Here is a 24809-nt window from a genome sequence, read left to right as displayed (position 1 = left end):
GAATTGCCCCTCCTTTTTTATCCTGAGAATTGATTGAAAAGTTCGTCAACTTTCCGAGCCGTTTCTTTTGAAGTTATCGTTTCCACTTTTTTCAGCAGGCGCAGCCGCTCCTGTTCATCAAAAATATTGATGTTTTTTCCGTGCATCAGAGCCGCTACCTCAGCCGCTTGACTTCTCGTAATGCTGATTCCGTATTGCTTGGAATATTTCAGAAGATCGTCCGCAGTGACTTGATTGAGCCGCTGCAAAATAATTCTTTGTATTAAAATCATCGATACTTTCACCTCTTTAGACATAATGTATTGAGCAAATCATTAAAATGTTACGGCTTTTAATGGTAAAATGAAGTTGCTTACTGTTTAAAATAGTTATTACAGGAAAGGAGATTTTATGACCCCAAATAAACAGCACAAAAGAGAATCATTTTTACACTTTATCTTCAGGGTCATCATGATTCTGATCGGGGCGGGTTCAGCCGCCGTAAGTATTGAATTGTTTCTGGTCCCTAATAATTTTATCGACGGAGGCATTATCGGTGTTTCATTAATTTTAGACCACCTCTTTATGTCCAATCCCCTCCTCAATTTCGCCTTATTCGTTGTGTTACTCAACATTCCATTTATGATTTTCGGATATAAATATATCGGAAAAACATTTCTCATCTCTACGGTTATCGGAATCGTCGGTTTAGCGCTGATTGAATCCTCATTGCACCATGTGGAGGCCATTACGACCCAGCCTATTTTGGCGACGGTATTCGGCGGGCTTTTGCTCGGTTTCGGGGTAGGCCTTGTCATCCGAAACGGAGGCTCGATGGACGGTACTGAAATACTCGGTATCCTTCTCACAAAAAAGCTGCCCTTCTCAGTCGGAGAATTCGTTATGCTCATCAATGTGTTTATTTTTATTTGGGCCGGTTTTGTGTTCGGTCCGGAGCAGGCGATGTATTCTTTCATGACTTATTATATTGCCATGAAAACGATTGACGCCGTCATTCAGGGTCTCGATGAAACAAAAGCGGTCATTATTGTGGCAGATCAGTATGCGGAAATTTCAGACGCAATCTTGCACCGGCTTGGAAGGGGAACCACCAAGCTTCAGGGAAAAGGCGGATATACGGATGAATCCAAAGAAGTCATTTACGCGGTCGTGACAAGGCTTGAAGTGACTAAATTGAAATCCATTGTGTTTGAAATTGATAAAAACGCCTTTATTACGATCATGAATACCCATGAAACGAGGGGCGGTAAGTTCAAAACCGCGATTCACTAGGCTTTCATTTACTTTTCATCATTTTATAGGTATAATTTGATACATCATAAGAAAATGGCCTGCTGTTCAGACAGCTGCCATTTTCTTTTTGGAGCGATACCGTGTTGTAAAGGGGAGGTCCTCATGAACGTACAAGAAGCGTTGAACCTGCTGAAAGAAAAAGGGTATAAATATACGAGTAAGCGAGAAGACATGCTGCAGCTTTTTGCTGATTCTGATAAATATCTGACCGCCAAAAACGTGCTTGCCGCATTAAATGACGACTATCCGGGTCTGAGCTTTGATACCATATACAGAAATCTTTCGTTATATGAAGAACTCGGCATTTTGGAAACAACGGAGCTTTCCGGAGAAAAACTGTTCCGTTTTACATGCTCTTATACCCATCATCATCACCATTTTATCTGTTTAACCTGCGGGAAAACGAAGGAAATTGAGTCCTGTCCGATGGATAAGCTGCACGATGATTTGGAAGGGTATGAAATCAGCGGCCATAAGTTTGAAATTTACGGCACCTGTCCGGCGTGCCGATAAAAAACCTCCTGCTTATACAGGAGGTTTTTTTTCAGCTTTTAACATGCTGAAAGCTGTGTTTGTTTTTATGAATCCAGGCGACGGCTTCAAGCCAATTCTGCACCCTGATAATATTGGAATCGATGGGGAGCTGATTATATGGGGAGTTAAAAAGGATAACCGGAATGCCTGCTTCTTTTGCGATCATTGTCGCGTTGCCGTGGTGATCTTCGAAAAATAAATCAATGCCGTGTTTTTTGACGGCTTCCACTTTGTGATGGCCTCCGACAAGCTCAATGTGATCGTAATGAATGTCCCGGTTTGCAAACCAGTCCAGCGTAACATCTTCTAAGTGGCCGCGTCTTGCCGTAATGTAGATAAGACGGTGCTCTTCTTTCAGTCCGTCCAGTGCCTGCTTGGCAAATTCCGCGAGCTTCGCTTCTTTATATATGGCTGCTTCATGAACGTTCATCCATTTCCAAAATTCCTCGTCTGTAATGTTCAAAAGCTTCGTCAGATCATAATCAGTCATATCATCCAAGGTAATGGAAAGATGAAATGAGCGGTTTAAATAAGGGACAAATGTATCCTGTGCCGTAACTGTGCCGTCAATATCTATACCTAACCGTAACATGTCCACACTCCTATAAATTCATCCCTTCAAGTGTAACATAAACAATTAACAATACCAGAAAAGTTTAGCAAACATGAATTCGTAAAAAACGCGGAAACTAAAAAAGCTCCTTTCATAAAAGAAAAAGGGGGAATTGAAGGTGGCATACGATTACGAAAATCGAAAAGGCAACGATTACTATGTAGATCATGGATCGGAAGGAACCGATATCACGCGTGATGTTTATTCAGAAGAAACAGCGGCCGAAATCTCAGAGCCATATCGTGCTTCTGACCGGGCAGCAGACCGTGATGATAATCGGGACGGAGTAAGTGAAGGCCGGGGGATAGGGTATGCAGCATTGGCTATTTCTATCATTTCCCTGTTTGTGCTCCCTGTTTTATTAGGGGCATGCGGCATTATCGTCGGATATATCGCCAGAAGAAGAGGAGCAGGCGCTTTAGGCGGATGGGCGATGGGAATCGGTATTGTTTCCCTTGTGCTTGGCATCTTCATTACACCGTTTTTTTAACACAACGCAAAAAAAAGCTTGGCGGAATATCCGTCAAGCTTTTTGTGTTTCTTGTTCTGCTTTTGCTTTTTCTGCTTCAAGCTTTGCATAGTGTTCTTCTGCCAGCTTGTCGATTTCTTTTTTGAGCTCTTCGACCATTGTTTCTTCAGGCACTTTGCGGACGATTTGGCCTTTGCGGAAAAGAAGTCCTTCGCCGCGCGCGCCGGCAATCCCGATATCGGCTTCTCTTGCTTCGCCCGGTCCGTTAACGGCACATCCGAGAACCGCTACTTTAATCGGCGCTTTGACTTTAGAAATGTATTCTTCCACTTCATTTGCGATGCTGATGAGATCAATTTCGATCCGTCCGCATGTCGGGCATGAAATAAGCGTAGCCGCGTTTGAAGCGAGACCGAATGATTTCAGCAGTTCTCTGGCTACTTTCACTTCTTCAACCGGGTCGGCGCTCAGAGAGATCCGGAGCGTGTTTCCGATTCCTTTGCTTAAAATCGCTCCGAGTCCGGCCGCGCTTTTTACTGTTCCGGCAAACAGCGTGCCCGATTCTGTAATTCCGAGGTGAAGCGGATAATCAAATGCTTTTGACGCTTTTTCGTATGCTTCTATGGCGAGATTGACGTCAGAGGCTTTCATGCTGACGATGATGTCATGAAAGTCAAGGTCTTCCAGGATTTTGATATGATGAAGCGCACTCTCAACCATTCCGTCAGCAGTCGGATAGCCGTATTTTTCTAAAATACGCTTTTCCAAAGATCCCGCGTTTACGCCGATCCGGATCGGAATTCCTTTTTCTTTCGCCGCTTTTACGACGGCTTCCACTTTTTCGCGCCGGCCGATGTTACCCGGGTTGATTCTGATTTTGTCGGCCCCGCCCTCAATTGCTTTTAATGCAAGCTTGTAGTCAAAATGAATATCGACAACGAGAGGGATGGAAATTTGTTTTTTGATGTCGGCAATCGCGTTAGCGGCACGTTCGTCCGGACATGCCACCCGGACAATTTGGCAGCCGGCTTCGGCTAAACGGTTGATTTCCGCAACTGTTGCTTCTACGTCGTGTGTTTTGGTCGTCGTCATACTCTGAATGACGACTTCGTTATTTCCGCCTATTGTTAAAGGTCCCACTTTGACGGGACGCGTTTTTGTACGATGTGTGATTTCACTCACTTGTCAATCGCTCCTTAATTGTAGTTACCGCTTTTGCAGGCTGAGCCTTTTACATGTCAGGCAACTTCTATTTACATGTTATATTGTAACAGTGTATTTGCCGAACTGACAAGAAATTAACGTTTAATTGCGGTAGACGGGGAATTTATAAGCGGTGCCTGCCTGAATGGCATTTGCTTTTACATTCGGATTCAGCGCCTCAAAATCTTGTGCAATATCATCTGGCGCTTTATGTGCGCCGACTATCGACATCACCGTATCGCCTTTTTTGACCGTAACCGTTCTGTATGAAGCTTCCTGTTGGGCTGGCTGTGCCGCCGCTGCGTATGCTGGAAGGTCTTGAGAAGGGATCGTGCCGATTTTAAGATCGTAAAAGATAATGAATATCACAAATAAACTGCCGAATACAAAAGTAAGCCGCTTCATTCCAACCGCCTCCCGCATACATTTTTACTTCATTGTATGCTTGTCCCGTTTTGTTCATGACAAAAAAGAAGACCGCCGGGGGCAGTCTTTGTTACACAGCTGTTTTACTTCGCGGTATCTCTTTTAAGACGAGGAAAAGGATGATAAAGTTTACAAACCAATTCACTAAAAATTCACTCGGCACCGTAATAACAAGCGCGCGCATGATCGTAAAGAATATGGTCGAAAGTGTAATGGAATAAGCCGAAAGCTTCCAGAGCTGCTGGTAATTCAATGTCTTTCTTTGCGCATTTTTCAATATCAGGCCGATGACGGCGAGAAATGATACTTCAATGAATTTGCCGGCCGCTGTCATGATGAACAGCAAAACGGACAGGACGGTGACGATCATTGTTTTATTTTGGTTTAATGCTGATATGATTTCTTTTTTTGTGATATCGGCAGGCATCAGCGAATAATTCATTTCTGTCGCCTGTCCGTCTACAGCAAGCACCATTTTATTTTTCAAAATGCCGATCGCATTTTGTTTCGCCGCTATTTGTTTAGCGCCGTAAGCATCTGTGGGATCAAACACGATGACGAACCCGTTCGCTTCCGTTTCCTTAGAGGCGGATGCTTTCGTCTGCAATTCTCCGTTTGAAATGCTGAAATCAGGGAAATCTTTCTTTAACACGGTTTTGAAACCGTTCATTGAGTTTACGGTGCCGGAGCAAAGGTAATAAGCGCTTGGCAGCGTAAAAAGGACAGACAGCAAAAATACATAAAGGATCGCTTTTCCTATCCCCTGAAACCGTGTTTTTGCAATATCTGCCGGAGAGTATGTACTTTTCAATAAAGCCGTAAATATGTTCAACATCTTCACTTCCTAGCCTAAACTGGTATATGTTGCTTATTGTATCGTTCACAGGGGATGAACACAAGTGAGAGTATTTAAAGCGGTGATAAGGAATCATACATAATAAGATAAAGCGGGAAGCGGTGATCGCCCGCAAAATAAAGGAGGGTGTTTTTGTCATGAGTGTTTTGTATTGGCTGATTATCATTGCGGTCTTCGTCATTGCTTTTATCGGGCTTGTATATCCGGTGATTCCAAGCGTTATTTTTATTGTGGCCGGTTTTCTTCTCTACGGATTTTTGTTTTCCTTCAGTCCTTATTCTTACCTGTTTTGGCTCATTGAGGCGGTATTTGCGGCCGTTTTATTTGCAGCTGATTATGTGTCAAATTTACTTGGCGTTAAAAGGTACGGAGGAAGCAGGGCGGCAATCTGGGGAAGCACGATCGGATTGTTGATCGGGCCCTTCGTTATTCCCGTGGCAGGCATTATAATATGCCCGTTTATCGGTGCTGTCTGCGCTGAGGTGTTTGTTCATCAAAAGGATATCAAGTCCGCGGCAAAAGTGGGGCTCGGCTCGTTAATCGGCTTTTTAACAAGCGTGGCGGCAAAAGGCGTCATTCAGCTCTTTATGATCGGATATTTCTTATGGACGGTGCTTTAGAAAGGTTTAATTTCGGCAGTGAACGGATAAAGTGTAATATGTCTGCTGGAATCGCCGGATTGTGAGCTTTTTCATTGATTACCATGCTTTCTTTTGTTACATTGAGATTAGAAAAGTTCGCGTTAAGCGGCATTTCAGTACATATATTTAAAGGAGGAAAAAAATTATGGCTTACAAACTTCCAGAATTGCCTTACGCTTATGATGCTTTAGAACCTCATATCGATAAGGAAACGATGACGATTCATCATACGAAGCACCATAACACATACGTGACAAACCTCAACAAAGCGATCGAAGGATCAGCGCTTGCAGAGAAATCTGTAGATGAGCTTGTTGCTGATTTGAACGCAGTGCCGGAGGACATCCGCACAGCTGTCCGCAACAATGGCGGCGGACATGCCAACCACTCTTTATTCTGGACTCTTTTATCTCCGAACGGCGGAGGCGAACCGACTGGTGAGCTTGCTGAAGAGATCAAAAGCACGTTCGGAAGCTTCGATCAATTTAAAGAAAAATTCGCCGCAGCAGCTGCCGGCCGTTTCGGTTCAGGCTGGGCTTGGCTTGTTGTAAACAACGGCAAACTTGAAATTACAAGCACGCCAAACCAAGATTCACCGCTTTCAGAGGGTAAAACGCCTGTCCTCGGTCTTGATGTTTGGGAGCATGCGTACTACCTGAACTACCAAAACCGCCGTCCTGATTACATTTCAGCTTTCTGGAATGTTGTGAACTGGGATGAAGTTGCCCGTCTTTACAGCGAAGCAAAATAAATAGTTCGATCAAACAAGGTCTCCCGCGGGAGGCCTTGTTTTTTTATTGACTTTGAATCCTTTTACATATCTCAGTTTGAGTGAGACAAACTAATGTGTAGTAAAGGGGAGTCAATGATGAGCAAAATAAAAAAAATTATCGGCGACATCGAAATAAATAAAGGGCTGCTGCTGTTATTGACGATTGGCGGCCTTTACTCATTGGGCATCGCGCTGTCAAATACATTTGTCAACGTGTATTTGTGGAAGCAGTCGGGAAAATTTATTGATTTGGCCATATACAATTTGTCGGTCGTGACGATGCAGCCGGTTACCTTTCTGCTGGCTGGCCGGCTGGCTAAAAAAATTGACAGGGTGTTTATTCTCAGGTTCGGCGTTATCTTTTTGGCCGCTTTTTATTTAAGTGTGTTGCTTGCCGGAGAAACTGCGGCTTCCCGTCTCGTTTTGATAGGGGCCGTGCTCGGAGTTGGATACGGCTTTTACTGGCTGGCTTTTAATGTGCTGACTTTCGAAATCACGGAACCGGAAACGAGAGATTTTTTTAACGGGTTTTTAGGCATTTTGTCTTCATCGGCAGGCATGATCGGTCCGATTGTGGCCGGATATGTCATTTCAAGACTTGAAAACAATACGGGTTATACAATCATTTTCAGCCTGTCGCTCGGCTTATTTGCCCTTGCCGTGGTCATGAGCTTTTTTCTGAAGCGGAGGGAGTCGAAAGGCCGGTTTATGCTGAAAAAAGTTTTTGATGAGCGCCACACGAATCTGAATTGGCGCCGGATTACCAACGCGCACTTTTTTCAAGGCTTGAGAGAAGGGATTTTTGTTTTTTTAATCAGCGTATTTGTATTCATTGCGACAAACAGTGAGCTGGCGCTCGGAACATTCGGTCTCGTCAATTCCGCGGTTTCTTTTTTTGCCTATTATTTTGCATCAAGGCTCATCAAAAAAAGAGCGCGGAAAAAGGCGATTCTTATCGGCGGATTGATCTTGTACGGCGCCCTGTTTCTCATAATTTTCAAAATGAGCTTCACGACGCTCCTTTTGTACGGAGTGTTTATTGCGATCGGCTATCCAGTTCTGCTCGTGCCGTATGTCTCGCTTACATATGATGTGATAGGCCGGGCGCGGCTTGCCAGAAAAGCCAGAATTGAATACATTGTGCTCAGGGAGTTATTTTTAAATGCGGGCCGGATCGTTTCCATCCTTTGTTTCCTTGTAATCGTTACATTGTTCAAGGAAAAAGTGGGAATACCGGCGGCGCTCGTGCTGCTCGGAGCCGGCCATCCGCTGATTTATTACTTTATAAAAGACATCAAACTGGATACGGAAACTTCTGATGAAACAGTAGAAGAAGACCGACAAAAACAGGCGGCGGAACCGAATTTTATAAAAGGAGAAAGATAAAAGGGTTATCTGTAGAAAAATATCGAAAAAACCTTTAGAATGAAAAATGGCACCTGAACAGAAGGTGTCATTTCTTTCTGTAAATAAGAAAAGGTGATGTCATGAGGAGAAATAAAAAGAAAATAGCTGTAAACAAAGAAAAGAAAAAATCACTGCCGATCCGGCTTAATTTTTTGTTTTTGGCCGCGTTTCTTATTTTCACTTGGATTATCGTCGAGCTTGGCATCAAGCAGATCGTTCAGGGTGATGATTATAAAAATGCCGCTAATAAGCAGGAGGAGTCTGATGTCAGCACGGCGGTTCCGAGAGGGAAAATATACGACCGGAACCTAAATCCCATCGTAACGAATAAAGCATTAAATGCGATTACATATACACGTTCAGCCTCAACCACCCAGGCGCAGCGTTTGAAAATCGCAAAAAAACTGTCGGGTATGATTAAGGTAAGCACCAAAAAGGTGACTGAGCGGGATAAAAAAGACTATTGGATGTTAACGAGGCCTGATGAAGCGAAAAAACTGATTACGGCCGAAGAAAAGCAAAAAGCTGAAGACAAAAAACTGTCTGACGATGATTTATATCAGCTTCAGCTGAAACGCATCACAGACAAACAGCTGAATGAGCTCACTTCAAAAGACATGCAGATTCTTGCGATCAAAAGGCAGATGGATTCAGGCTACTCCCTGACGCCTCAATACATCAAAAATGAAGGCGTGTCGGCAAAAGAAATGGCCGTCGTCAGCGAACATTTAGATGAACTGCCGGGAGTTGACGTGACGTCTGACTGGGAACGGTCTTATCCAAATAAAGGGTTGTTAAAATCAGTTCTCGGCAGTGTCTCGAGCTCCAACGAAGGACTCCCTTCAAATCTTCTTGAGCATTATTTGTCACTTGGCTACAGCAGGAATGACAGAGTAGGAAAAAGTTATTTAGAGTATCAATATGAAAATCTGCTGCAGGGCCAAAAAGAGAAAGTGAGAAATGTGACAGATTCCTCTGGAAACGTAACAGATACAGAAACGGTTTCAAAAGGTAAAGCCGGGGATGATTTAGTGCTCACTATAGATACCGAATTGCAAAAAGACGTTGAAAAAATTATTGAGAAAAATTTAAGGGCTGCAAAGGCAAGACCGAGTACACAGTTGCTTGACAGAGCATTTGTCGTAATGATGGATCCCCGTAATGGAGAAGTGCTTACAATGGCGGGTAAACAGATTAAACAAGTAGACGGCAAATATAAAATCGATGATTATGCACTAGGAACAATGACTTCCTCTTATAACATGGGCTCAGCTGTAAAAGGGGCAACATTGTTAACAGGTTATCAAACAGGTGCTATAAAAATCGGAAATATATTTACGGATGAAGTTTTAAATATTAAAGACTCTCCTCCTAAAAAATCGGTAAGTGTAATGGGGCCGATAAATGATTTAACTGCACTTGAGCGTTCATCTAACGTTTATATGTTCAAAACTGCGATCGCAATTGGTAAGGGTAAATATATATCAGGACATCCACTTCCGCTTGATTACAGCGCATTTGATAAATTTCGTTATTACTTCAGTGAATTCGGTTTAGGGGTAAAAACAGGAATTGATCTGCCTAACGAAGCTACAGGATATGTGGGAACTAAAAGACAGTCAGGTTTCTTGCTTGATTTTGCGATCGGCCAATATGACACATACACTCCGCTTCAAATGGCTCAGTATGTATCGACCATTGCTAATGGCGGCTATCGTATGAAGCCCCAAGTCGTGAAAGAAGTAAGAAAACCTTCAAAAAAAGGTATCGGGGCCGTCGTTGAATCTGTTAATCCGGAAGTGATGAACCGTCTTGATATGACGGAAAGTGAAATTGAACGTGTTCAACAAGGCTTTAAACTTGTTATGAATGGAGCTCAAGGGACTGCGAGAGCAAATTTTGCTAATAAAAGTTATCACCCTGCCGGTAAAACTGGAACAGCACAAGCTTTCTATGATGGACCTATAAAATCAAGAACTGGTGCTTCTACTTATAACACAACTTTGGTGGCTTATGCTCCCGCAGATCATCCTGAAGTTGCTATTTCAGTAGTGGTTCCATGGGCTTATGAAAATTATAATGACAGGTATTCAATAACTAATGACATTGGGGAAGCAGCTCTGGACAAATACTTTGAGCTGAAAAAGAAACAAGAAGATAATAATACGAAGCAGAAAAACGAAGATAAAATTCAGGAAGACGCTGAAAACGGCAATACAAATCACTAACAGAAAAACGCTCACAACTTGTGAGCGTTTTTTTATATACAAAAAAACATCCGGATTTACAAAACCTTAACACTTGATTTATACGCATTTTACAAGAACCCTTTACTCTAGACCTGTAGGACAAATTACACATTAAATGCAGGGGGAATTCAGGAAATGAAAAAAAACAAATGGATGCTTATGCTTCTGATGGCTGCTGTTATGATTGTTGCTGCAGCATGCGGAAATGCAAAGGAAAGCGGCAAGACAGACAGTCAATCTGCAAGTGAGGATAAAAAAGCATCAGGTTCTTTAACCATTTCTGGTTCATCAGCCATGCAGCCGTTAGTACTGGCAGCGGCGGAAAAGTTTATGGAAAAACATCCGGATGCTGATGTGCAGGTGCAAGCGGGAGGTTCAGGAACAGGTCTTTCGCAAGTGTCTGAAGGGGCAGTGCAAATCGGCAACTCAGATGTCTTTGCTGAAGAAAAAGAAGGCATTGATGCGAAAGCCCTAAAAGACCATCGAGTAGCGGTAGTGGCGATGGCGGCTGCGGTCAACCCCGGTGCGGGCGTAAAGGATATAACCAAAAAACAGCTGACAGACGTCTTTACAGGCAAAATTAAAAACTGGAAAGAGCTTGGCGGTAAAGATCAAAAAATTACACTCGTGAACCGTCCTGATTCATCAGGAACGCGCGCTACGTTCGTCAAATATGCTCTTGACGGAGCAGAGCCTGCAGAGGGCATCACAGAGGATTCCTCCAATACAGTCAAAAAAATCATTGCGGAAACGCCGGGAGCAATCGGTTATCTGGCATTCTCTTATATAAACGATGACAAAGTAACGCCTTTATCGATCGGAGGCATCAAACCGGAAGAGAAAAACGTCGTCACAGGCGAGTATCCGATTTGGGCTTACGAGCACTCTTATACGAAAGGTGAAGCGTCAGGCCTTACAAAAACGTTTCTTGACTATATGAACAGCGATGAAGTACAGAAAAGTATCGTAAAAGATCAAGGCTACATTCCGATCTCTGATATGAAAGTCACACGTGACGCAAACGGCAAGCAAAGCTGAGGGGAGGGCGGGCTCCCCGCCTCTTCTTCCTTATAGGAGTGTAAACAAATGATAAATCACAGAGAAAAAGAGTCTGTAAGCGAACGCTTAATAAGCTCAAAACAAAACAGGCAAATGGATGAAGTCCGCGGAAGGGTGATTGTGTCTGTGTGTGCCGCGATTATTATTGCGGCATCAGCGGCGATCACAATTTTTCTCGGCATAAAGGGGCTGCAATCTTTTTTTGTAAATGGTGTAAGCCCGATTGAGTTCTTAACAAGTCTGAATTGGAATCCAACCCAGGCAAAACCTGAGTTCGGCGCGCTGCCTTTTATTTTCGGATCATTTGCGGTCACGGTTCTGTCCGCTCTGATCGCAGCGCCCCTCGGTATTGCGGGTGCCGTGTTTATGACGGAAATTGCGCCGACTTGGGGAAAAAAGGTGCTGCAGCCGGTAATTGAGCTGCTTGTCGGCATTCCGTCCGTCGTTTATGGATTCATAGGTCTTACAGTATTGGTTCCGTTTATCGGCTCTTTTAAATCAAGCGGAACGGGTCACAGCCTTCTGGCGGGGACGATCGTACTCTCGGTAATGATTCTGCCGACTGTGACATCGATTTCCGCTGATGCGCTTGCGTCACTTCCGAAACACCTTCGCGACGGTTCATATGCGCTTGGTGCGACGAGGTGGCAGACAATCAGAAAGGTGCTTATCCCGGCGGCGTTTCCGACATTGCTGACCGCTGTCGTGCTCGGGATGGCAAGAGCGTTCGGAGAAGCACTCGCCGTACAGATGGTTATCGGAAATACAAAGCTTCTGCCGGAAAGCCTGCTTGATACGGCGGGAACATTAACGACGATTATTACGTTAAACATGGGCCATACCACATACGGCAGTATTGAAAATAATACGTTATGGTCTATGGGGCTTGTTCTTCTCATCATGTCGTTTCTGTTTATATTGCTCATACGCTACTTGTCGTCTAGGAGGAAAGTGTAATGAACCGGAAAATAACGGATAAATTGGCCACCGGTGTATTCGGGTTATGCGCCGCTGTAATCGCGGCGATTTTGGCAGGATTGTTTTTGTACATTCTTATTCACGGCGTCTCTGAAATCTCCTTGCATTTTCTTACGTCAAAATCGAGCGCCATTGCGTCAGGCGGCGGAATACGGGATCAGCTTTTTAACTCCTTTTACATTCTGTTTATCACCATGCTGATCACGATACCGCTTGGAGTGGGGGGCGGCGTCTTCATGGCTGAATATGCGCCCCAAAATAAAATCACTGATTTTATCAGAACGTGTATTGAGGTTCTGTCTTCGCTTCCGTCCATTGTCATCGGGATGTTCGGCATGCTGATGTTTGTAAACCTGACCGGATGGGGTTACACGATTATCGGGGGCGCGCTCGCATTAACGGTCTTTAACCTTCCCGTTATGGTCCGGGTGACGGAAGGCGCGCTCACTGCAGTTCCTAAGGAGCTGAAAGAAGCTTCTCTCGCTTTAGGCGTATCGAGATGGCATACCGTCAAAACGGTGCTGGTTCCGAGTGCGGTTCCTTCGATTTTAACCGGAGCCATTCTCGCATCCGGAAGAGTATTCGGAGAAGCGGCCGCATTGTTATTTACAGCGGGACTGACAACGCCGCGGCTGAACTTTACGGATTTGAACCCGTTTTCTGAATCATCTCCTTTCAACATTTTCAGGCCGGCTGAGACGCTGGCGGTTCATATATGGAGTGTCAATACGCAGGGAATCATCCCTGACGCCGAAGCGATTGCAAACGGCGGCTCGGCGGTGCTGGTGATTTCGGTGCTCTTGTTTAACCTTTGTGCAAGATGGCTCGGGTCTGTCATTTATAAAAAGCTTACGGCAAATTAATCAGAAAGAGGCGAAAACATGATTGATCACATCATCAGGGAACAAGCGGAACAGACAAAGCGTTCGCCGGAGTCTTCAATTTTGGAAGTGAAGCATTTATCAATTTATTACGGTGACAAACAAGCGGTTAAAGATGTGAACATGAATATTGAAAAACATGCGGTGACGGCTCTGATCGGTCCGTCCGGCTGCGGGAAATCAACATTTTTGAGACAGATTAACAGAATGAACGATGCCATCCCTTCGGCAAGAAGCGAGGGAGAGATCCTTTATGAAGGGCTGAATATTTTGGGGGAAGCGATTAATGTCGTGTCTCTCAGACGGGAGATCGGTATGGTGTTTCAAAAACCGAATCCGTTCCCGAAATCCATTTACAATAACATCACACATGCGCTGAAGTATGCGGGGGAACGCAGGAAAGCCGTTTTGGATGATGCGGTCGAGGAAAGCTTAACGAAGGCGGCGCTTTGGGATGAAGTCAAAGACCGGCTTCATTCATCGGCTCTTTCGTTATCAGGCGGCCAGCAGCAGCGTCTTTGTATCGCCCGTACGCTTGCGATGAAACCTGCCGTGCTACTTTTAGATGAACCGGCCTCAGCTCTGGACCCTATTTCAAACGCCAGAATCGAGACGCTTTTGACAGAACTGAAAAAAGATTATTCGATTATTATCGTTACGCATAACATGCAGCAGGCACTTAGGGTGTCTGACCGAACGGCTTTCTTTTTAAACGGGGAAGTGGTGGAATACGGGCAGACAGAACAAATTTTCACGAGTCCTAAAGCGCAAAAGACAGATGACTACATTAATGGAAAGTTCGGATAGGGGGAAGGACTGTGAGCCTTGTGAAGGAAGCGGTGCACACACAGAATTTATTTGATATTCACGGCATGAACGTATGGTACGGAGCCCACCAGGCTTTAAAAGACATTACGATCGGTTTTGAGGAGCGGAAGGTAACTGCGATCATCGGTCCGTCCGGCTGCGGGAAATCCACTTTTATTAAAACATTAAACTTAATGCTGCAAATGGCCCCGAATGTCAAAGTGACAGGCGACATGATCTATAACGGGCGCAATCTGCTGAAAGAAAAGACGGATGCGGCAGAATTAAGAAAACAGATCGGTATGGTGTTTCAAAAAGGCAATCCATTTCCCCAGTCAATATTTGAGAATGTCGTGTACGGTCCGAGAATTCACGGCGAAAAAAATAAAAAGAAACTGCTTGAAATCGCCGAGGAATCTTTAAAGGCAGCTGCGCTCTGGGATGAAGTGAAAGATCGCCTTCACCAGCAGGCGCTTTCACTGTCAGGCGGTCAGCAGCAGCGGCTGTGCATCGCAAGGGCGCTCGCCACAAAACCGGACGTCCTTCTGATGGATGAACCGACGTCCGCTCTTGATCCCGTGTCCACGCGGAAAATAGAAGAGCTGATTTTGACATTGAAAGAAAAGTATACAATCGTCATTGTGACGCACAACATGCAGCAGGCTGCGAGGGTCTCTGATCAAACCGCGTTTTTTTATATGGGCGAACTGGTAGAGTGGGGCGATACGGGCAAAATATTTTCTCAGCCGGATCATCAAAAAACACATGATTATATCACCGGAAAATTCGGATGAAAAAAACGGGCCCGGCCATTGACCGGGTCCGTTTTATACTCCCTATTAAAAAAGCCTGCCGGCCGTATCCATCTGAATGGACGATGCCTGCAAGCTTTTTTAGCGGGTTAATGTTTTGACGATTTTTTTAAAGCTCATATCTGAGTCGACTTTGAAATGGCCGGCGCGGATTTCTTTATGGTAGCCTGCGTCAATGACGTAATCATTAAAGTCCTTTGCTGAAGGAATAATCCCTTCTTTTTCAAGAATGGATGACACATCAGCAGTGCTCATTCCGTCTTTAATCGTCAGTTTGTATGTTACTTTTTTCTTTTTGGCGTCTGTGTTTTGGTCGTTGTTTAACGATTTTTCTTTAGAATCAAGCAGTTTTTGATAGTCATCCCGGTTGACGGAGACTTTTTGCTGATCGTCGAGGTAGCTGTTTACTTCTTTTTCTGTCAATGCTGTTTTTTCGGTTTTAACGGCGGCTGCCTGGTCATGGTCAGTCAAATAGAAGACAGCAGCGAGAACGGCCGTCGCTAAAATCATGCCTGCTGCAAAAGCCTGAATGCCCCGTTTTGTCATACGAGCACCTTCTCATTATCTTTAATAATGGTATTGACGTCCTCGACAGACACGTGCTCCGCTTTTGCGATGGCTTCCGCAGACATTCCGTTGTTATATTTTGAAATGATTTGTTTGGCGATTTTTTGGTTAATGCCGCTGCTTTTGGCTTTGCGGATCACGAGGTTGGTTTCCAGCAATTCTTCTTCAAGCACCGTCATTTTCTTTTTCAACTTGTAAATTTCCTGCATGGCGGAAAGCTGAAGCGTTTCAAGCTCCTGTTCCACGTCTTTCATCGGATCTCTTTGAGAATATGAGAATGCAATAAGCGCTATACTGACGATAAACAACGCAATAATAGCAATTTCCACGTTTCATCACCTTCTATTATTAATTTGCCCTTCTTTTTTATACCATAAAACGCCGCCATTCTAAAGGAAATAGAGAAAAAAACGGAATTTTGTCGGGAAATCTTTTTTATTCGGGGAGCAAACGGTTATTTCTCTATAGATTTCGTATCAGAAAGTCCTTTTTTGTCCTGTTTCGTCATATTTTCCCTTCATCTGACGCAAGCTCATTCAGAGGATCAGAAGCATAAACTGATGTTTTCTGCACTTAAACAACATTTCATGTAAATCACTCTAGCATTCCGTCCATTATAGTGGTATTATATATAAGTCTGAATAAGTAAATGATATTTAGTTTGGAGGGAAAATAATGCGCGTTAATATTACTTTGGCTTGCACTGAATGTGGTGAGCGTAACTATATTTCTAAAAAGAACAAACGCAACAATCCGGACCGCGTTGAATTTAAAAAATATTGCCCACGTGATAAAAAATCTACGTTACACCGTGAAACAAAATAAGCTGTTTAAAACAGCGGAAAAAGCTGGAGCTTTCAATAAAGTTCTGGCTTTTTTGTCTTTCAGGGAGGTTTGAGAAACGTGAAAGCACAAATCAGAACCGCTATAAAAGCAAAGCTTTCTGACATGACAGAAAGTGAATGGGAGAAAAAATGCCGCAGCATGCGTGAAACGCTGTTTTCTTTAAAAGAATGGAAACAGGCCCGCGTGATCGCCGTTACCATCTCGACACGCCTGGAAATTCCGACACGGCCGATTATTGAACAGGCCTGGAAAGAGAAAAAACAAGTCTGTATCCCAAAATGTTTTCCGCAGACGGGAGCGATGGAGTTCCGTACATTTTCTGCGTATGATCAGCTGGAAACCGTATATGCGGGCCTCAGTGAACCGATCGAGAGCCAGACGGAAAAAGCCGCCCCAAATGACATTGACCTTGTGATTGTGCCCGGCGTGGCTTTTGACCGGGAAGGCTTCAGAATCGGATACGGCGGAGGATATTATGATCGGTACCTCTCCGGTTATAAAGGCAGTACCGTGTCGCTTCTCTTTGACTGCCAGCTGACAGACCGTATTCCCCGCATGCCCCACGATATTCCGGTCGATATGATCGTGACTGAATCTGAAACCATCGCTTAATCGCATAAAAAACTTCTTGCACCGGAATAATTCTCGCTGTTTGACAAACGATAGGGGCAGGAGGGATAAGATGAAAAAATTGTTGATCTACTCATTATGCGCCGTATCTGTTTTAGCCGTTTACCAAAACCGCTACCGTCTGATGAACAGCGTGCTCAGCCAGCCGGGGATCAGACGGTCATTCATTCATTTCTTTTTAAAAATACCGTTTATCAGAAACAAATTCATTCAGCAGGCATTTTAAACAAATCCCGTTTTTCAGCGGGATTTTTTGCATAAGAAAACCTGCCGGTAAAAAACGGCAGGTTTTCTCGTATTGTCAGCTTTTTTTCAGGAAACCGAGCAGAATTGAGATCATAGGAGAAATGTACAGGAAAAAGGTAAACGGCAGGTAGTCGATGACAGAAACCCCTAATGCGCTTGCCATAAAAGCGCCGCTTACTCCCCAGGGAATCAGCGGGTTGATCAATGTTCCGCCGTCCTCAAGCGACCGCGCAAGGTGAATCCGCTTAATGCTGAGCTTGTCATATAATGGTTTATAAGATTGACCCGGAATTAAGATCGACAAATACTGCTCACCTGTCGCAAGGTTTACGCCTATACTTGAGAAGACGGTCGCCATGACAAGACGCCCTTTCGTACGCACGCCTTTTATCAATCCTTGAAGCAGCGCCGCGATCAGGCCCGTTTTTTCCATCAGACCGCCGAGCGCAAAGGCGATCATGATCAGAGAGACTGATCCCATCATCGATTGGAGGCCGCCTCTGTTGATAATGCTGGCCACAGCCTGGTCGCCGGTTTTAAACGCCGTCCCGCTTTGCAGGGCGGATATAAATCCTTGAATGCTGCTGTCAGGAATAAAAACAGCAGTCAGAAGCCCTGCGGAAATAATACCGGCGGTAAGCACCGGAATCACGGAAACCCGTCTCACAGCTAAAATGATCACCAGCAGAGGTGAAAGAAGCGACCAAGGCGTAACGTGCACGGCCTCTTTTATTCCGGAAATGACCGCATCAATATTTTGCGTTGAAGCGGCATTTATTGAAACCGATGAACCGAGAATATAAAAAAGAACAATCGTGATCAGCAGTGCCGGAACGGTAGTGCCCATCATATGGCGAATATGCTTAAAAATCGGAATTTCGCCGATTCCGGCGGCAAAATTCGTCGTGTCGGACATCGGTGACATTTTATCACCGAAACAAGCCCCGCAAATGACTGCTCCCGCCGTCCATTCGAGCGGAACTCCCGCCGCGCTTGCTACCCCTAACAGCGCGACGCCGATTGTACTGACAGTTGTCAGACTTGAGCCGACAAGCGTGCTGATAATCATGCAGGAAAATAATGCGGTCAAAAGCAGCTGACTCGGCTGTATAATTGACAAAGCGTAAACGGTGACGGTGGGAATGGCGCCGCTGTACATCCAGGCGCCGATCAGCACACCGATCAAAGCCAGCACAATAATCGGCTGCACACCGTTTTTCAATCCGCTGACAATTCCTTTTTCAAGACTGTCCCACGAGAAACCGAGCCACAAACCTGCCAGAGACAGAATAATGACGCAAAAGAACAGCGGCATATGCGGCTCTGTATGAAAGAAAAACAGGCAGGAAATAATGACTGCTAACATCAAGACAAATAAACTGATGGCTGAGATGAACGTCAGCCTTTTTTCTTGTTTCAAAACAACACCCCATCAAACTTTAATCCTTTTGTGCTTTTGGGCACGAAAGTATTGTAACAGAAAAACGCATAAATGAGTGTTTTTTTACAATTGTGAATATACAATTTATGAAAATAATACAAGGATATTTTCTCCAATCGTTTTTTGCTTGACGCCCGGATCAGTGATGAAATACGCTTATACTAAGAAGAATAGAAATGGTGAAGAAGATGAATTCATTTTATGACGTGCAGCAGCTGTTTAAGTCATTCGGACATATCGTTTATTTCGGTGACAGACAAGCCGAAATTGACTTTATGAAAGATGAATTAAAGGAAATGTACTTGTCAAACGTGATTGAAAGAGAATTATGGCAAAAAGCCGCCGGAGTTCTTCAGAGAGAATCGGAGCGGATCAAAGGCAGATAACACAGCAGGATTTTAATAAGAAAAGGAGATTATTATGGAAGATACATGGTTTGCGGGGATTGATCTTGGCGGAACAACCATCAAGCTGGCCTTTATCAACATGTACGGTGAAATTCAGCATAAATGGGAAGTTCCGACTGATAAATCAGGAAACACAATTACGGTCACGATCGCCAAAGCGCTTGACCAGAAGCTGGAAGAACTGAACAAGCCGAAACGGATCGTAAAATGGATCGGAATGGGAGCGCCCGGACCCGTGGAAATGACGACGGGGATGGTCTATGAGACGACAAATATGGGGTGGAAAAACTATCCGCTGAAAGACCATCTCGAGGCGGAAACAGGTATTCCGGCCGTCATTGAAAACGATGCCAATATCGCGGCGCTCGGAGAAATGTGGAAGGGTGCAGGTGACGGGGCTAAAGATGTCATTTTAGTGACGCTCGGAACCGGAGTCGGCGGAGGCATCATCGTCAACGGAGAAATCGTTCACGGTAAAAACGGGGCCGGCGGAGAAATCGGTCATATTTGCAGTATTCCTGAAGGAGGAGCTCCGTGCAACTGCGGAAAATCCGGCTGCATCGAAACGATTGCGTCCGCAACCGGCATCGTCCGCATCGCGAAAGAAAAGCTTGCGGCGGTTTCCGACTCTTCGCTCTTACAAGTGCGCGATCTGACAGCACGTGACGTGTTCGAAGCGGCTAAACAGCAGGATAAGACAGCACTTGAAGTCGTCGATTATGTCGCAAAACATTTAGGCCTCGTGCTCGGAAATCTGGCAAGCGCCATGAATCCGACGAAAATCGTGCTCGGCGGAGGCGTGTCTAAAGCGGGTGAAATCCTGCGGTCAAAAGTGGAAGAGACTTTCAAAATCACCGCATTCCCGCGTTCTGCGGAAGCGGCGGATATTTCGATTGCGGCACTTGGAAATGATGCCGGAGTCATCGGTGGGGCGTGGATTGCCAAAAATGAATGGCTCAAACATCAAAACTGCTGAAGAAAGTCTGCCTGCCCATATCGCGGGCGGCTTTCTTTTTTTATCTCCCCAGTCATATAGTTTTAAAAAAGGGGGATGAACATGGCGGGAATTCGTGTCAAACCTGAATTGAAACAGCATATGAAAGATATTGCAAAGGTGCTTTCAATTGATGAAAAACTGTTGAAAGCCGCTGATAAAACGGCGGAAAACGATGAATTATTTTGTCCCGGCTTTGCCGTGAGCGGGCAGTCAGAGGGTCCGCCGCTTGAGACGCTGAGCGGGCTTTCGCGATACATCCGGCGCTGTGAAAGGATTCTTTCCGCTGATCAATGGGTGAAGGAAGAAAAGGTCTACGGCTCCCAATCGGTTTATGAAGAAATTGAGAAAATAACGGATGTCTTTCCGTTTGTCACGTGCCGTAAAATCGGCAGTTCCGTATTGGGAAAGCCGCTTTATGAGCTGAAAATAGGTGCGGATACGGCTGAAAGAAAAGTCCATGTAAACGCCTCATTTCATGCCAATGAATGGATCACCACCTCGGTCGTGCTTAAATGGTGTAAAGAATATTGCGCGGCATTATGCGAAAATAAAGCCGTTTTCGGGCACTCTGCGCTTGATATATTCAGCCGGACATCATTGTCATTCGTTCCGCTCGTAAATCCCGACGGTGTTGATCTCGTACTTTACGGATGTGAAGATTTATCAGAAAAAAATGAATTTCTTAATCAATTAAATGAGCACCGCCCGGATTTCCGCGAATGGAAGGCGAATATAAACGGTGTGGATTTAAATAAACATTTCCCAGCCAATTGGGATATTGAACAGAGGCGCAAACCGAAAGCCCCTTCATACCGTGATTTTCCGGGGACGGCGCCGCTCACTGAACCGGAGGCGCAGGCGATGCACCGGCTGATAACGGAGCAGCCGCCTGACCGGCTGATCGCTCTTCATACGCAGGGAGAAGAGATTTATTGGGGATACGAAGAATGTGAACCGGAGCAATCATCCCGGATGATTCGGGAGTTTGAAGCGATAAGCGGAAACCGCTATCAAGGCGTTAAAACCATTGACAGCCATGCCGGTTTTAGGGATTGGTTTATACAGCAGTATGGAAAAGAGGGCTATACCATTGAGCTCGGAAAGGGAAAAAACCCTTTGCCTTTTCATCAGTTTGCTGATATTTATCAAGCGACGGAAGGTATTTTGTGGAGGTCGCTTGTTTTTTGAGACATCTGTGAAATTTCTCATTTGTTTACATAAACAAATATGGGACAATAGAAAAGAATGGAGGGAAGGCTGGTGAGATACTTGGTTTGTGTTCTGCTGTCCGCATTCGTTCTGTGTTTAGCGGCCTGTGAACCATCTCATCAGCAGCAAGACACAGGCGTTTCGGCAAAATCGGCAGAACAGAAAATCGTTCCGCTCAGTAAAAAGGAAGCGGAGAAAACGGAAGGATGGCTGGATAACAGAACGATTCTGTATACATCACATCATCAGCTGATGAAATATGATCTTTTCAGCGGAAAATCCGAACGGCTATATGAAACAAAGGGCAATATTGTCAATGTAAAGATCAGCCGGAAAAAACAGCTGATTCTCGTACAGGTGACAAGCAGCGGTCAGACTGAGCTTGTGCTTATGAACAAGCAGGGGAAAAGACTTTATCACAAAGCCTTTAACTCTTATGAGCTGGAGACGGCTTGGAATCCGTATGACCCGTATCAAATGATGATTACCGTTTTTACTGAAACATGGGACTTCACAGCCTATACGGCCGATATGAACAACGGCATTTTAAAAAAGAGTCCCGTTCAGGCCCCTTTTGTCCATTGGACCTCCACTGATGAATTCCAATATATCAAGCAAGGAAAAACGGAGGAAGAGGGTCCTTTATATTCTTATGACTTGCAGACAAAAAAAGAAAAAAGAGTGCTTCATCACGTCATCTGGGCCGATTCCCGCCCGGGCATGACGATTGCCGTCAGACAAACGGATCAATCGGACGGAGACGGCGAGTTCCTTTTCCAAAAGCCGGCATCCGTGACGCACCGCTTTCCTCTCCAAGAAAAGTATCAGAGCTTTGCGCCGATGGAATATGATTACGATCAGACACACAAGCGGTTTTACATATTCAAGCCTGAAGGCCGCTCTTACAATCTGATCAGCTTTGACTTAGGAGACGAACGGGAGCGGACGGTGCTCAAAAACACGGAAATGGAGCCGATTCAGATCTCTCCGAACGGGGAATACGCTTTATACGGCTTTACGTATGACCGTCTGATTTCACTGAAAACAGGCATGACAGAACCAATCATAACAAATGAAAAAGGAGTTTGAACCAAATGGCAATTGCAGATGTGACAATCATTCCGATCGGAACAAAAACACCGAGCGTCAGTGAGTATGTAGCGGATGTGCAAAACTTTTTGGAGGGTTACAAAGCTGCCGGCAAGATCAAATTTCAGCTCACGCCGATGAACACTTTGATTGAAGGTGAGCTGAGCGACTTATTCGCAGTCATTCAGGACATTCACGAAGCCCCGTTCCAAAAAGGGCTGCACAGAGTGGCGACAAATATCCGCATTGATGACAGACGTGATAAAGAAACGACACTGGAGAGCAAAATCAAAAGTGTCAGCAAACATTTGCAGCAATAAAAAATAAGCCTGTATCCATTGGATACAGGCTTTTAATGTGCAGTCGGATAGCCGCTGGTTACAACGGTCATTACGGTAAACCAGCCAAACACGCCCAGCGTGGCGGCGGCTAACAAAAATCCCAGGATATTTCTCTGTCTGACAGCCCGCAGGACTCCTAATACAGCTAATAATGCGACAAGGCCGAAGATTACAACAAGTAACATCATGCTCCTCCTTTGTCATTGGAACCTGAAAATCTTTCCATTTCATTTTAACCGTTTTCATTTTGTTTGTCGATAGCGTTTTCCCGCCGCATTCATTGAATCTTCCGCAGAAAACCTTCATAATAAGGGCATATACATAAAGAGGTGATGAAAGTGAAATGGAGACGAATGCCGGCCGGTCCGATTCAGGCAAACGCGTATTTTCTTGTCAGTGAGGATCAGTCCTGTGTTATTTTTGATCCGGGCGGAGAAGCGGACAAAATCAACAATTACATAAAAGAAAACAATCTGAAGCCGCTGGCCATCTTACTGACGCACGCCCATTTTGACCATATCGGCGCGCTTGACGAAGTAAGAGACAGATGGGATGTTCCCGTATATCTTCACAAAAATGAAGAAAAGTGGCTGGAGGACTCTTCCTTAAACGGATCGGGCATATTGCGGGGCATCGCCGTAACGGCACGGCCCGCCGAACGGCTCATCGAAGGCGACGGCATTTTGGACATCGGGCCTTTCCATTTGGAGACATTGTTTACGCCGGGACATTCACCGGGAAGCGTTTCTTATTATGTGAAGGACGCGGATCTGGTGATTTCAGGTGATGTGCTCTTTCAGGGAGGCATCGGCCGAACTGATTTACAGGGCGGAAGTCAGGACGTATTGCTTGATTCCATCCATCAAAAACTGCTCACGCTTCCCGGACATACACTTGTGTTAAGCGGGCACGGGCCGGAAACGGATATTCAGACAGAGCAGGAGCGAAACCCGTTTATCAATGGTTTTTCACTGTAAATGAAAAAAGACAGACCATAATCGGTCTGTCTTTTTCTGTCAGTGGGTTCCGCCGCCCGGTGTCATAATAAAAATAGAGTAATATGTAAATCCGGCGAAAAATACGGTTAAGTAAGCTCCGAAAATATAAATATACATCCGCTCAGTCAGATTCAAATAAGAAAGAAATACGAAAAAGATCGTCTGTCCAAAAAACAAAAGTGAAGCGTCTTTCATGCCCCCTAAAAAAAACATGACTGCAAATATCCCCGTCCAAAATCCTAACACCCGGAACATGCGATTCATTCCTTATCCCCTCCCGAGAGTCTATCTGAAGTTTATTATAATAGATCGGCACTCGAAATGTAAACATTTTCATGATTATATTTATTGTGGAATTTATGTCTTTCCCTGTGTTTTATATCTTATGCCGCTCTCTGAAAAAGATCCGAAAAATCTTTTTGAAATATGTTTAATGAAAAAAAGTTCAGGGTACTTATGTTAACAAAGAGACGGATTATCCGAGGGAGGAATTTTTAAAAATGAAAGAACTTATTTTTTATTCATACCCGAGCTGCACATCATGCCGAAAAACGAAACATTGGTTAAAAGCCCACAATGTTGACTTTCAAGAGCGCCATCTATTCAGGGAGACACCGACAATTGATGAATTGAAGCAGATCTTATCATTAACGACTGAAGGAATTGATGAAATATTGGCGACGAGAAGTCAAACATTTAAAAATCTCAACCTGAACATTGAAGAAATGACTGTAAATGAAGTGCTGAAGCTTTTGACTGAGAAGCCGAAACTGCTGCGGCGGCCGATTCTGATCGATCGAAATAAGCTCGTTATCGGATACAATCCAGGAGAACTGATGAAGCTGACGAAGAAAAAAACGGTACATCAATCTGTATCATAAGAGAAAAACGAAGATCCGCTGATCAAAATTTATCAGCTAATCTTCGTTTTTTGCGGTTGCGGGACTGGGCTAGCTGGATTCGAACCAACGATCACGGAGTCAAAGTCCATTGCCTTACCGCTTGGCTATAGCCCATCGGATGTAATTACAGTATGTG

General features: G+C 44.6%; 32 protein-coding genes and 1 tRNA gene. 22 read left to right on the top strand and 11 right to left on the bottom strand.

Annotation, left to right across the window (positions count from 1 at the left end; translation table 11 throughout):
* Nucleotides 1–17 precede the first annotated feature (17 nt).
* Complete coding sequence (locus G9F50_RS06605) at nucleotides 18–272, bottom strand: DUF2624 domain-containing protein (RefSeq protein WP_003153013.1); 255 nt, start codon at nucleotides 270–272, stop codon at nucleotides 18–20.
* A gap of 118 nt (nucleotides 273–390) precedes the next feature.
* On the opposite strand from G9F50_RS06605, the gene G9F50_RS06600 reads away from it, so the two are divergent.
* Both G9F50_RS06600 and zur read left to right on the top strand, forming a co-directional pair.
* Nucleotides 391–1272 (top strand): YitT family protein, encoded by an 882-nt coding sequence (locus tag G9F50_RS06600; protein ID WP_003153016.1) that lies wholly within the window; start codon nucleotides 391–393, stop codon nucleotides 1270–1272.
* Between the two features lie 123 nt (nucleotides 1273–1395).
* Nucleotides 1396–1806 (top strand): zinc uptake transcriptional repressor Zur, encoded by a 411-nt coding sequence (gene zur, locus G9F50_RS06595; RefSeq protein ID WP_003153018.1) that lies wholly within the window; start codon nucleotides 1396–1398, stop codon nucleotides 1804–1806.
* Nucleotides 1807–1837: 31 nt separating this feature from the next.
* On the opposite strand, the gene G9F50_RS06590 is transcribed toward zur, so the two are convergent.
* Nucleotides 1838–2419 (bottom strand): hypothetical protein, encoded by a 582-nt coding sequence (locus tag G9F50_RS06590; RefSeq protein ID WP_060562628.1) that lies wholly within the window; start codon nucleotides 2417–2419, stop codon nucleotides 1838–1840.
* A 133-nt stretch (nucleotides 2420–2552) separates the two neighbouring features.
* Between G9F50_RS06590 and G9F50_RS06585 the strand changes: the two genes are divergently transcribed.
* Entirely contained in the window at nucleotides 2553–2930 is a 378-nt protein-coding gene (locus G9F50_RS06585; protein WP_087920773.1) for a DUF308 domain-containing protein, read from the top strand.
* 33 nt (nucleotides 2931–2963) lie between these two features.
* Here the strand turns inward: G9F50_RS06585 and ispG are convergent, their stop codons facing one another.
* The 3 genes from ispG to G9F50_RS06570 form a co-directional block, all read right to left on the bottom strand.
* The gene (gene ispG, locus G9F50_RS06580) at nucleotides 2964–4082 is read right to left on the bottom strand and encodes a flavodoxin-dependent (E)-4-hydroxy-3-methylbut-2-enyl-diphosphate synthase (protein WP_169510269.1); all 1119 of its coding nucleotides are present in this window, start codon (nucleotides 4080–4082) and stop codon (nucleotides 2964–2966) included.
* Between the two features lie 132 nt (nucleotides 4083–4214).
* Nucleotides 4215–4517, bottom strand: coding sequence for a LysM peptidoglycan-binding domain-containing protein (locus G9F50_RS06575; RefSeq protein ID WP_003153022.1), 303 nt, complete (start codon nucleotides 4515–4517; stop codon nucleotides 4215–4217).
* Between the two features lie 91 nt (nucleotides 4518–4608).
* On the bottom strand, nucleotides 4609–5373 hold the full coding sequence (locus G9F50_RS06570) for a DUF1189 domain-containing protein (protein ID WP_060562627.1): 765 nt from the start codon (nucleotides 5371–5373) through the stop codon (nucleotides 4609–4611).
* A gap of 158 nt (nucleotides 5374–5531) precedes the next feature.
* Here G9F50_RS06570 and G9F50_RS06565 point away from each other — a divergent pair, with 158 nt between their 5' ends.
* From G9F50_RS06565 to pstB (G9F50_RS06525), 9 genes are all read left to right on the top strand, one after another.
* Nucleotides 5532–6014, top strand: a complete 483-nt coding sequence (locus G9F50_RS06565) for a DUF456 domain-containing protein (RefSeq protein WP_060562626.1) — start codon at nucleotides 5532–5534, stop codon at nucleotides 6012–6014.
* Nucleotides 6015–6180: 166 nt separating this feature from the next.
* Entirely contained in the window at nucleotides 6181–6786 is a 606-nt protein-coding gene (sodA, locus tag G9F50_RS06560) for a superoxide dismutase SodA (RefSeq protein ID WP_003153025.1), read from the top strand.
* Nucleotides 6787–6903: 117 nt separating this feature from the next.
* Complete coding sequence (locus G9F50_RS06555; RefSeq protein WP_012118002.1) at nucleotides 6904–8193, top strand: MFS transporter; 1290 nt, start codon at nucleotides 6904–6906, stop codon at nucleotides 8191–8193.
* 101 nt (nucleotides 8194–8294) lie between these two features.
* Complete coding sequence (locus G9F50_RS06550) at nucleotides 8295–10442, top strand: peptidoglycan D,D-transpeptidase FtsI family protein (RefSeq protein ID WP_012118001.1); 2148 nt, start codon at nucleotides 8295–8297, stop codon at nucleotides 10440–10442.
* 156 nt (nucleotides 10443–10598) lie between these two features.
* Nucleotides 10599–11501: a phosphate ABC transporter substrate-binding protein gene (locus tag G9F50_RS06545; protein ID WP_012117998.1), complete on the top strand. Its 903-nt coding sequence runs from the start codon at nucleotides 10599–10601 to the stop codon at nucleotides 11499–11501.
* Nucleotides 11502–11549: 48 nt separating this feature from the next.
* Nucleotides 11550–12479 (top strand): phosphate ABC transporter permease subunit PstC, encoded by a 930-nt coding sequence (gene pstC / locus G9F50_RS06540; RefSeq protein WP_012117997.1) that lies wholly within the window; start codon nucleotides 11550–11552, stop codon nucleotides 12477–12479.
* A complete protein-coding gene (gene pstA, locus G9F50_RS06535) occupies nucleotides 12479–13363 on the top strand; it encodes a phosphate ABC transporter permease PstA (protein WP_025285004.1) in 885 nt (294 codons plus the stop codon). The genes pstC and pstA overlap by 1 nt, the downstream gene beginning before the upstream one ends.
* Nucleotides 13364–13381: 18 nt before the next feature.
* The gene (gene pstB / locus G9F50_RS06530) at nucleotides 13382–14188 is read left to right on the top strand and encodes a phosphate ABC transporter ATP-binding protein PstB (protein WP_060562625.1); all 807 of its coding nucleotides are present in this window, start codon (nucleotides 13382–13384) and stop codon (nucleotides 14186–14188) included.
* A gap of 11 nt (nucleotides 14189–14199) precedes the next feature.
* A complete protein-coding gene (pstB, locus tag G9F50_RS06525) occupies nucleotides 14200–14982 on the top strand; it encodes a phosphate ABC transporter ATP-binding protein PstB (protein ID WP_003153040.1) in 783 nt (260 codons plus the stop codon).
* A gap of 99 nt (nucleotides 14983–15081) precedes the next feature.
* Here pstB (G9F50_RS06525) and G9F50_RS06520 read toward each other — a convergent pair whose 3' ends face one another.
* Nucleotides 15082–15546, bottom strand: coding sequence for an endolytic transglycosylase MltG (locus tag G9F50_RS06520; protein WP_007408308.1), 465 nt, complete (start codon nucleotides 15544–15546; stop codon nucleotides 15082–15084).
* A complete protein-coding gene (locus tag G9F50_RS06515; RefSeq protein ID WP_003153047.1) occupies nucleotides 15543–15896 on the bottom strand; it encodes a hypothetical protein in 354 nt (117 codons plus the stop codon). The genes G9F50_RS06520 and G9F50_RS06515 overlap by 4 nt, the downstream gene beginning before the upstream one ends.
* 346 nt (nucleotides 15897–16242) lie before the next feature.
* On the opposite strand from G9F50_RS06515, the gene rpmG reads away from it, so the two are divergent.
* The 3 genes from rpmG (at nucleotide 16243) to G9F50_RS06500 (ending at nucleotide 17269) form a co-directional block, all read left to right on the top strand.
* Complete coding sequence (gene rpmG, locus G9F50_RS06510) at nucleotides 16243–16392, top strand: 50S ribosomal protein L33 (RefSeq protein ID WP_003153056.1); 150 nt, start codon at nucleotides 16243–16245, stop codon at nucleotides 16390–16392.
* A gap of 78 nt (nucleotides 16393–16470) precedes the next feature.
* On the top strand, nucleotides 16471–17025 hold the full coding sequence (locus G9F50_RS06505) for a 5-formyltetrahydrofolate cyclo-ligase (protein WP_060562624.1): 555 nt from the start codon (nucleotides 16471–16473) through the stop codon (nucleotides 17023–17025).
* 70 nt (nucleotides 17026–17095) lie between these two features.
* Complete coding sequence (locus tag G9F50_RS06500) at nucleotides 17096–17269, top strand: hypothetical protein (RefSeq protein WP_007408311.1); 174 nt, start codon at nucleotides 17096–17098, stop codon at nucleotides 17267–17269.
* A gap of 75 nt (nucleotides 17270–17344) precedes the next feature.
* Here G9F50_RS06500 and nhaC read toward each other — a convergent pair whose 3' ends face one another.
* A complete protein-coding gene (gene nhaC, locus G9F50_RS06495) occupies nucleotides 17345–18709 on the bottom strand; it encodes a Na+/H+ antiporter NhaC (RefSeq protein ID WP_098081586.1) in 1365 nt (454 codons plus the stop codon).
* Nucleotides 18710–18906: 197 nt separating this feature from the next.
* On the opposite strand from nhaC, the gene G9F50_RS06490 reads away from it, so the two are divergent.
* The 5 genes from G9F50_RS06490 to G9F50_RS06470 all read left to right on the top strand — a co-directional run bounded on the left by G9F50_RS06490 (nucleotide 18907) and on the right by G9F50_RS06470 (nucleotide 22752).
* Nucleotides 18907–19116 (top strand): YqgQ family protein, encoded by a 210-nt coding sequence (locus tag G9F50_RS06490; RefSeq protein ID WP_007408313.1) that lies wholly within the window; start codon nucleotides 18907–18909, stop codon nucleotides 19114–19116.
* A gap of 34 nt (nucleotides 19117–19150) precedes the next feature.
* A complete protein-coding gene (gene glcK, locus G9F50_RS06485) occupies nucleotides 19151–20113 on the top strand; it encodes a glucose kinase GlcK (RefSeq protein ID WP_003153068.1) in 963 nt (320 codons plus the stop codon).
* 81 nt (nucleotides 20114–20194) lie between these two features.
* The gene (locus G9F50_RS06480; protein ID WP_063094760.1) at nucleotides 20195–21322 is read left to right on the top strand and encodes a M14 family metallopeptidase; all 1128 of its coding nucleotides are present in this window, start codon (nucleotides 20195–20197) and stop codon (nucleotides 21320–21322) included.
* A gap of 72 nt (nucleotides 21323–21394) precedes the next feature.
* Nucleotides 21395–22432: a YqgU-like beta propeller domain-containing protein gene (locus tag G9F50_RS06475; protein WP_165406523.1), complete on the top strand. Its 1038-nt coding sequence runs from the start codon at nucleotides 21395–21397 to the stop codon at nucleotides 22430–22432.
* Nucleotides 22433–22437: 5 nt separating this feature from the next.
* Nucleotides 22438–22752 carry an MTH1187 family thiamine-binding protein gene (locus G9F50_RS06470; protein ID WP_165406522.1) on the top strand — a complete coding sequence of 105 codons (315 nt, stop codon included), beginning with the start codon at nucleotides 22438–22440 and terminating at the stop codon, nucleotides 22750–22752.
* Between the two features lie 32 nt (nucleotides 22753–22784).
* Here G9F50_RS06470 and G9F50_RS06465 read toward each other — a convergent pair whose 3' ends face one another.
* Complete coding sequence (locus G9F50_RS06465; RefSeq protein ID WP_003153076.1) at nucleotides 22785–22958, bottom strand: DUF2759 domain-containing protein; 174 nt, start codon at nucleotides 22956–22958, stop codon at nucleotides 22785–22787.
* Nucleotides 22959–23111: 153 nt separating this feature from the next.
* On the opposite strand from G9F50_RS06465, the gene G9F50_RS06460 reads away from it, so the two are divergent.
* Nucleotides 23112–23750 (top strand): MBL fold metallo-hydrolase, encoded by a 639-nt coding sequence (locus G9F50_RS06460; RefSeq protein ID WP_165406521.1) that lies wholly within the window; start codon nucleotides 23112–23114, stop codon nucleotides 23748–23750.
* Nucleotides 23751–23789: 39 nt separating this feature from the next.
* On the opposite strand, the gene G9F50_RS06455 is transcribed toward G9F50_RS06460, so the two are convergent.
* A complete protein-coding gene (locus G9F50_RS06455) occupies nucleotides 23790–24035 on the bottom strand; it encodes a DUF2626 domain-containing protein (protein ID WP_003153078.1) in 246 nt (81 codons plus the stop codon).
* Nucleotides 24036–24271: 236 nt separating this feature from the next.
* Between G9F50_RS06455 and G9F50_RS06450 the strand changes: the two genes are divergently transcribed.
* Nucleotides 24272–24652: a Spx/MgsR family RNA polymerase-binding regulatory protein gene (locus G9F50_RS06450; RefSeq protein ID WP_003153079.1), complete on the top strand. Its 381-nt coding sequence runs from the start codon at nucleotides 24272–24274 to the stop codon at nucleotides 24650–24652.
* Between the two features lie 64 nt (nucleotides 24653–24716).
* Here G9F50_RS06450 and G9F50_RS06445 read toward each other — a convergent pair.
* Nucleotides 24717–24787, bottom strand: a tRNA-Gln gene (locus G9F50_RS06445).
* Nucleotides 24788–24809 lie beyond the last annotated feature (22 nt).

Source organism: Bacillus sp. EKM206B, from assembly GCF_011066015.1.
GTDB lineage: Bacteria > Bacillota > Bacilli > Bacillales > Bacillaceae > Bacillus > Bacillus velezensis.
Note: the sequence above shows the minus strand (reverse complement) of the source record. Positions and strands in the feature narration are given on the sequence as shown.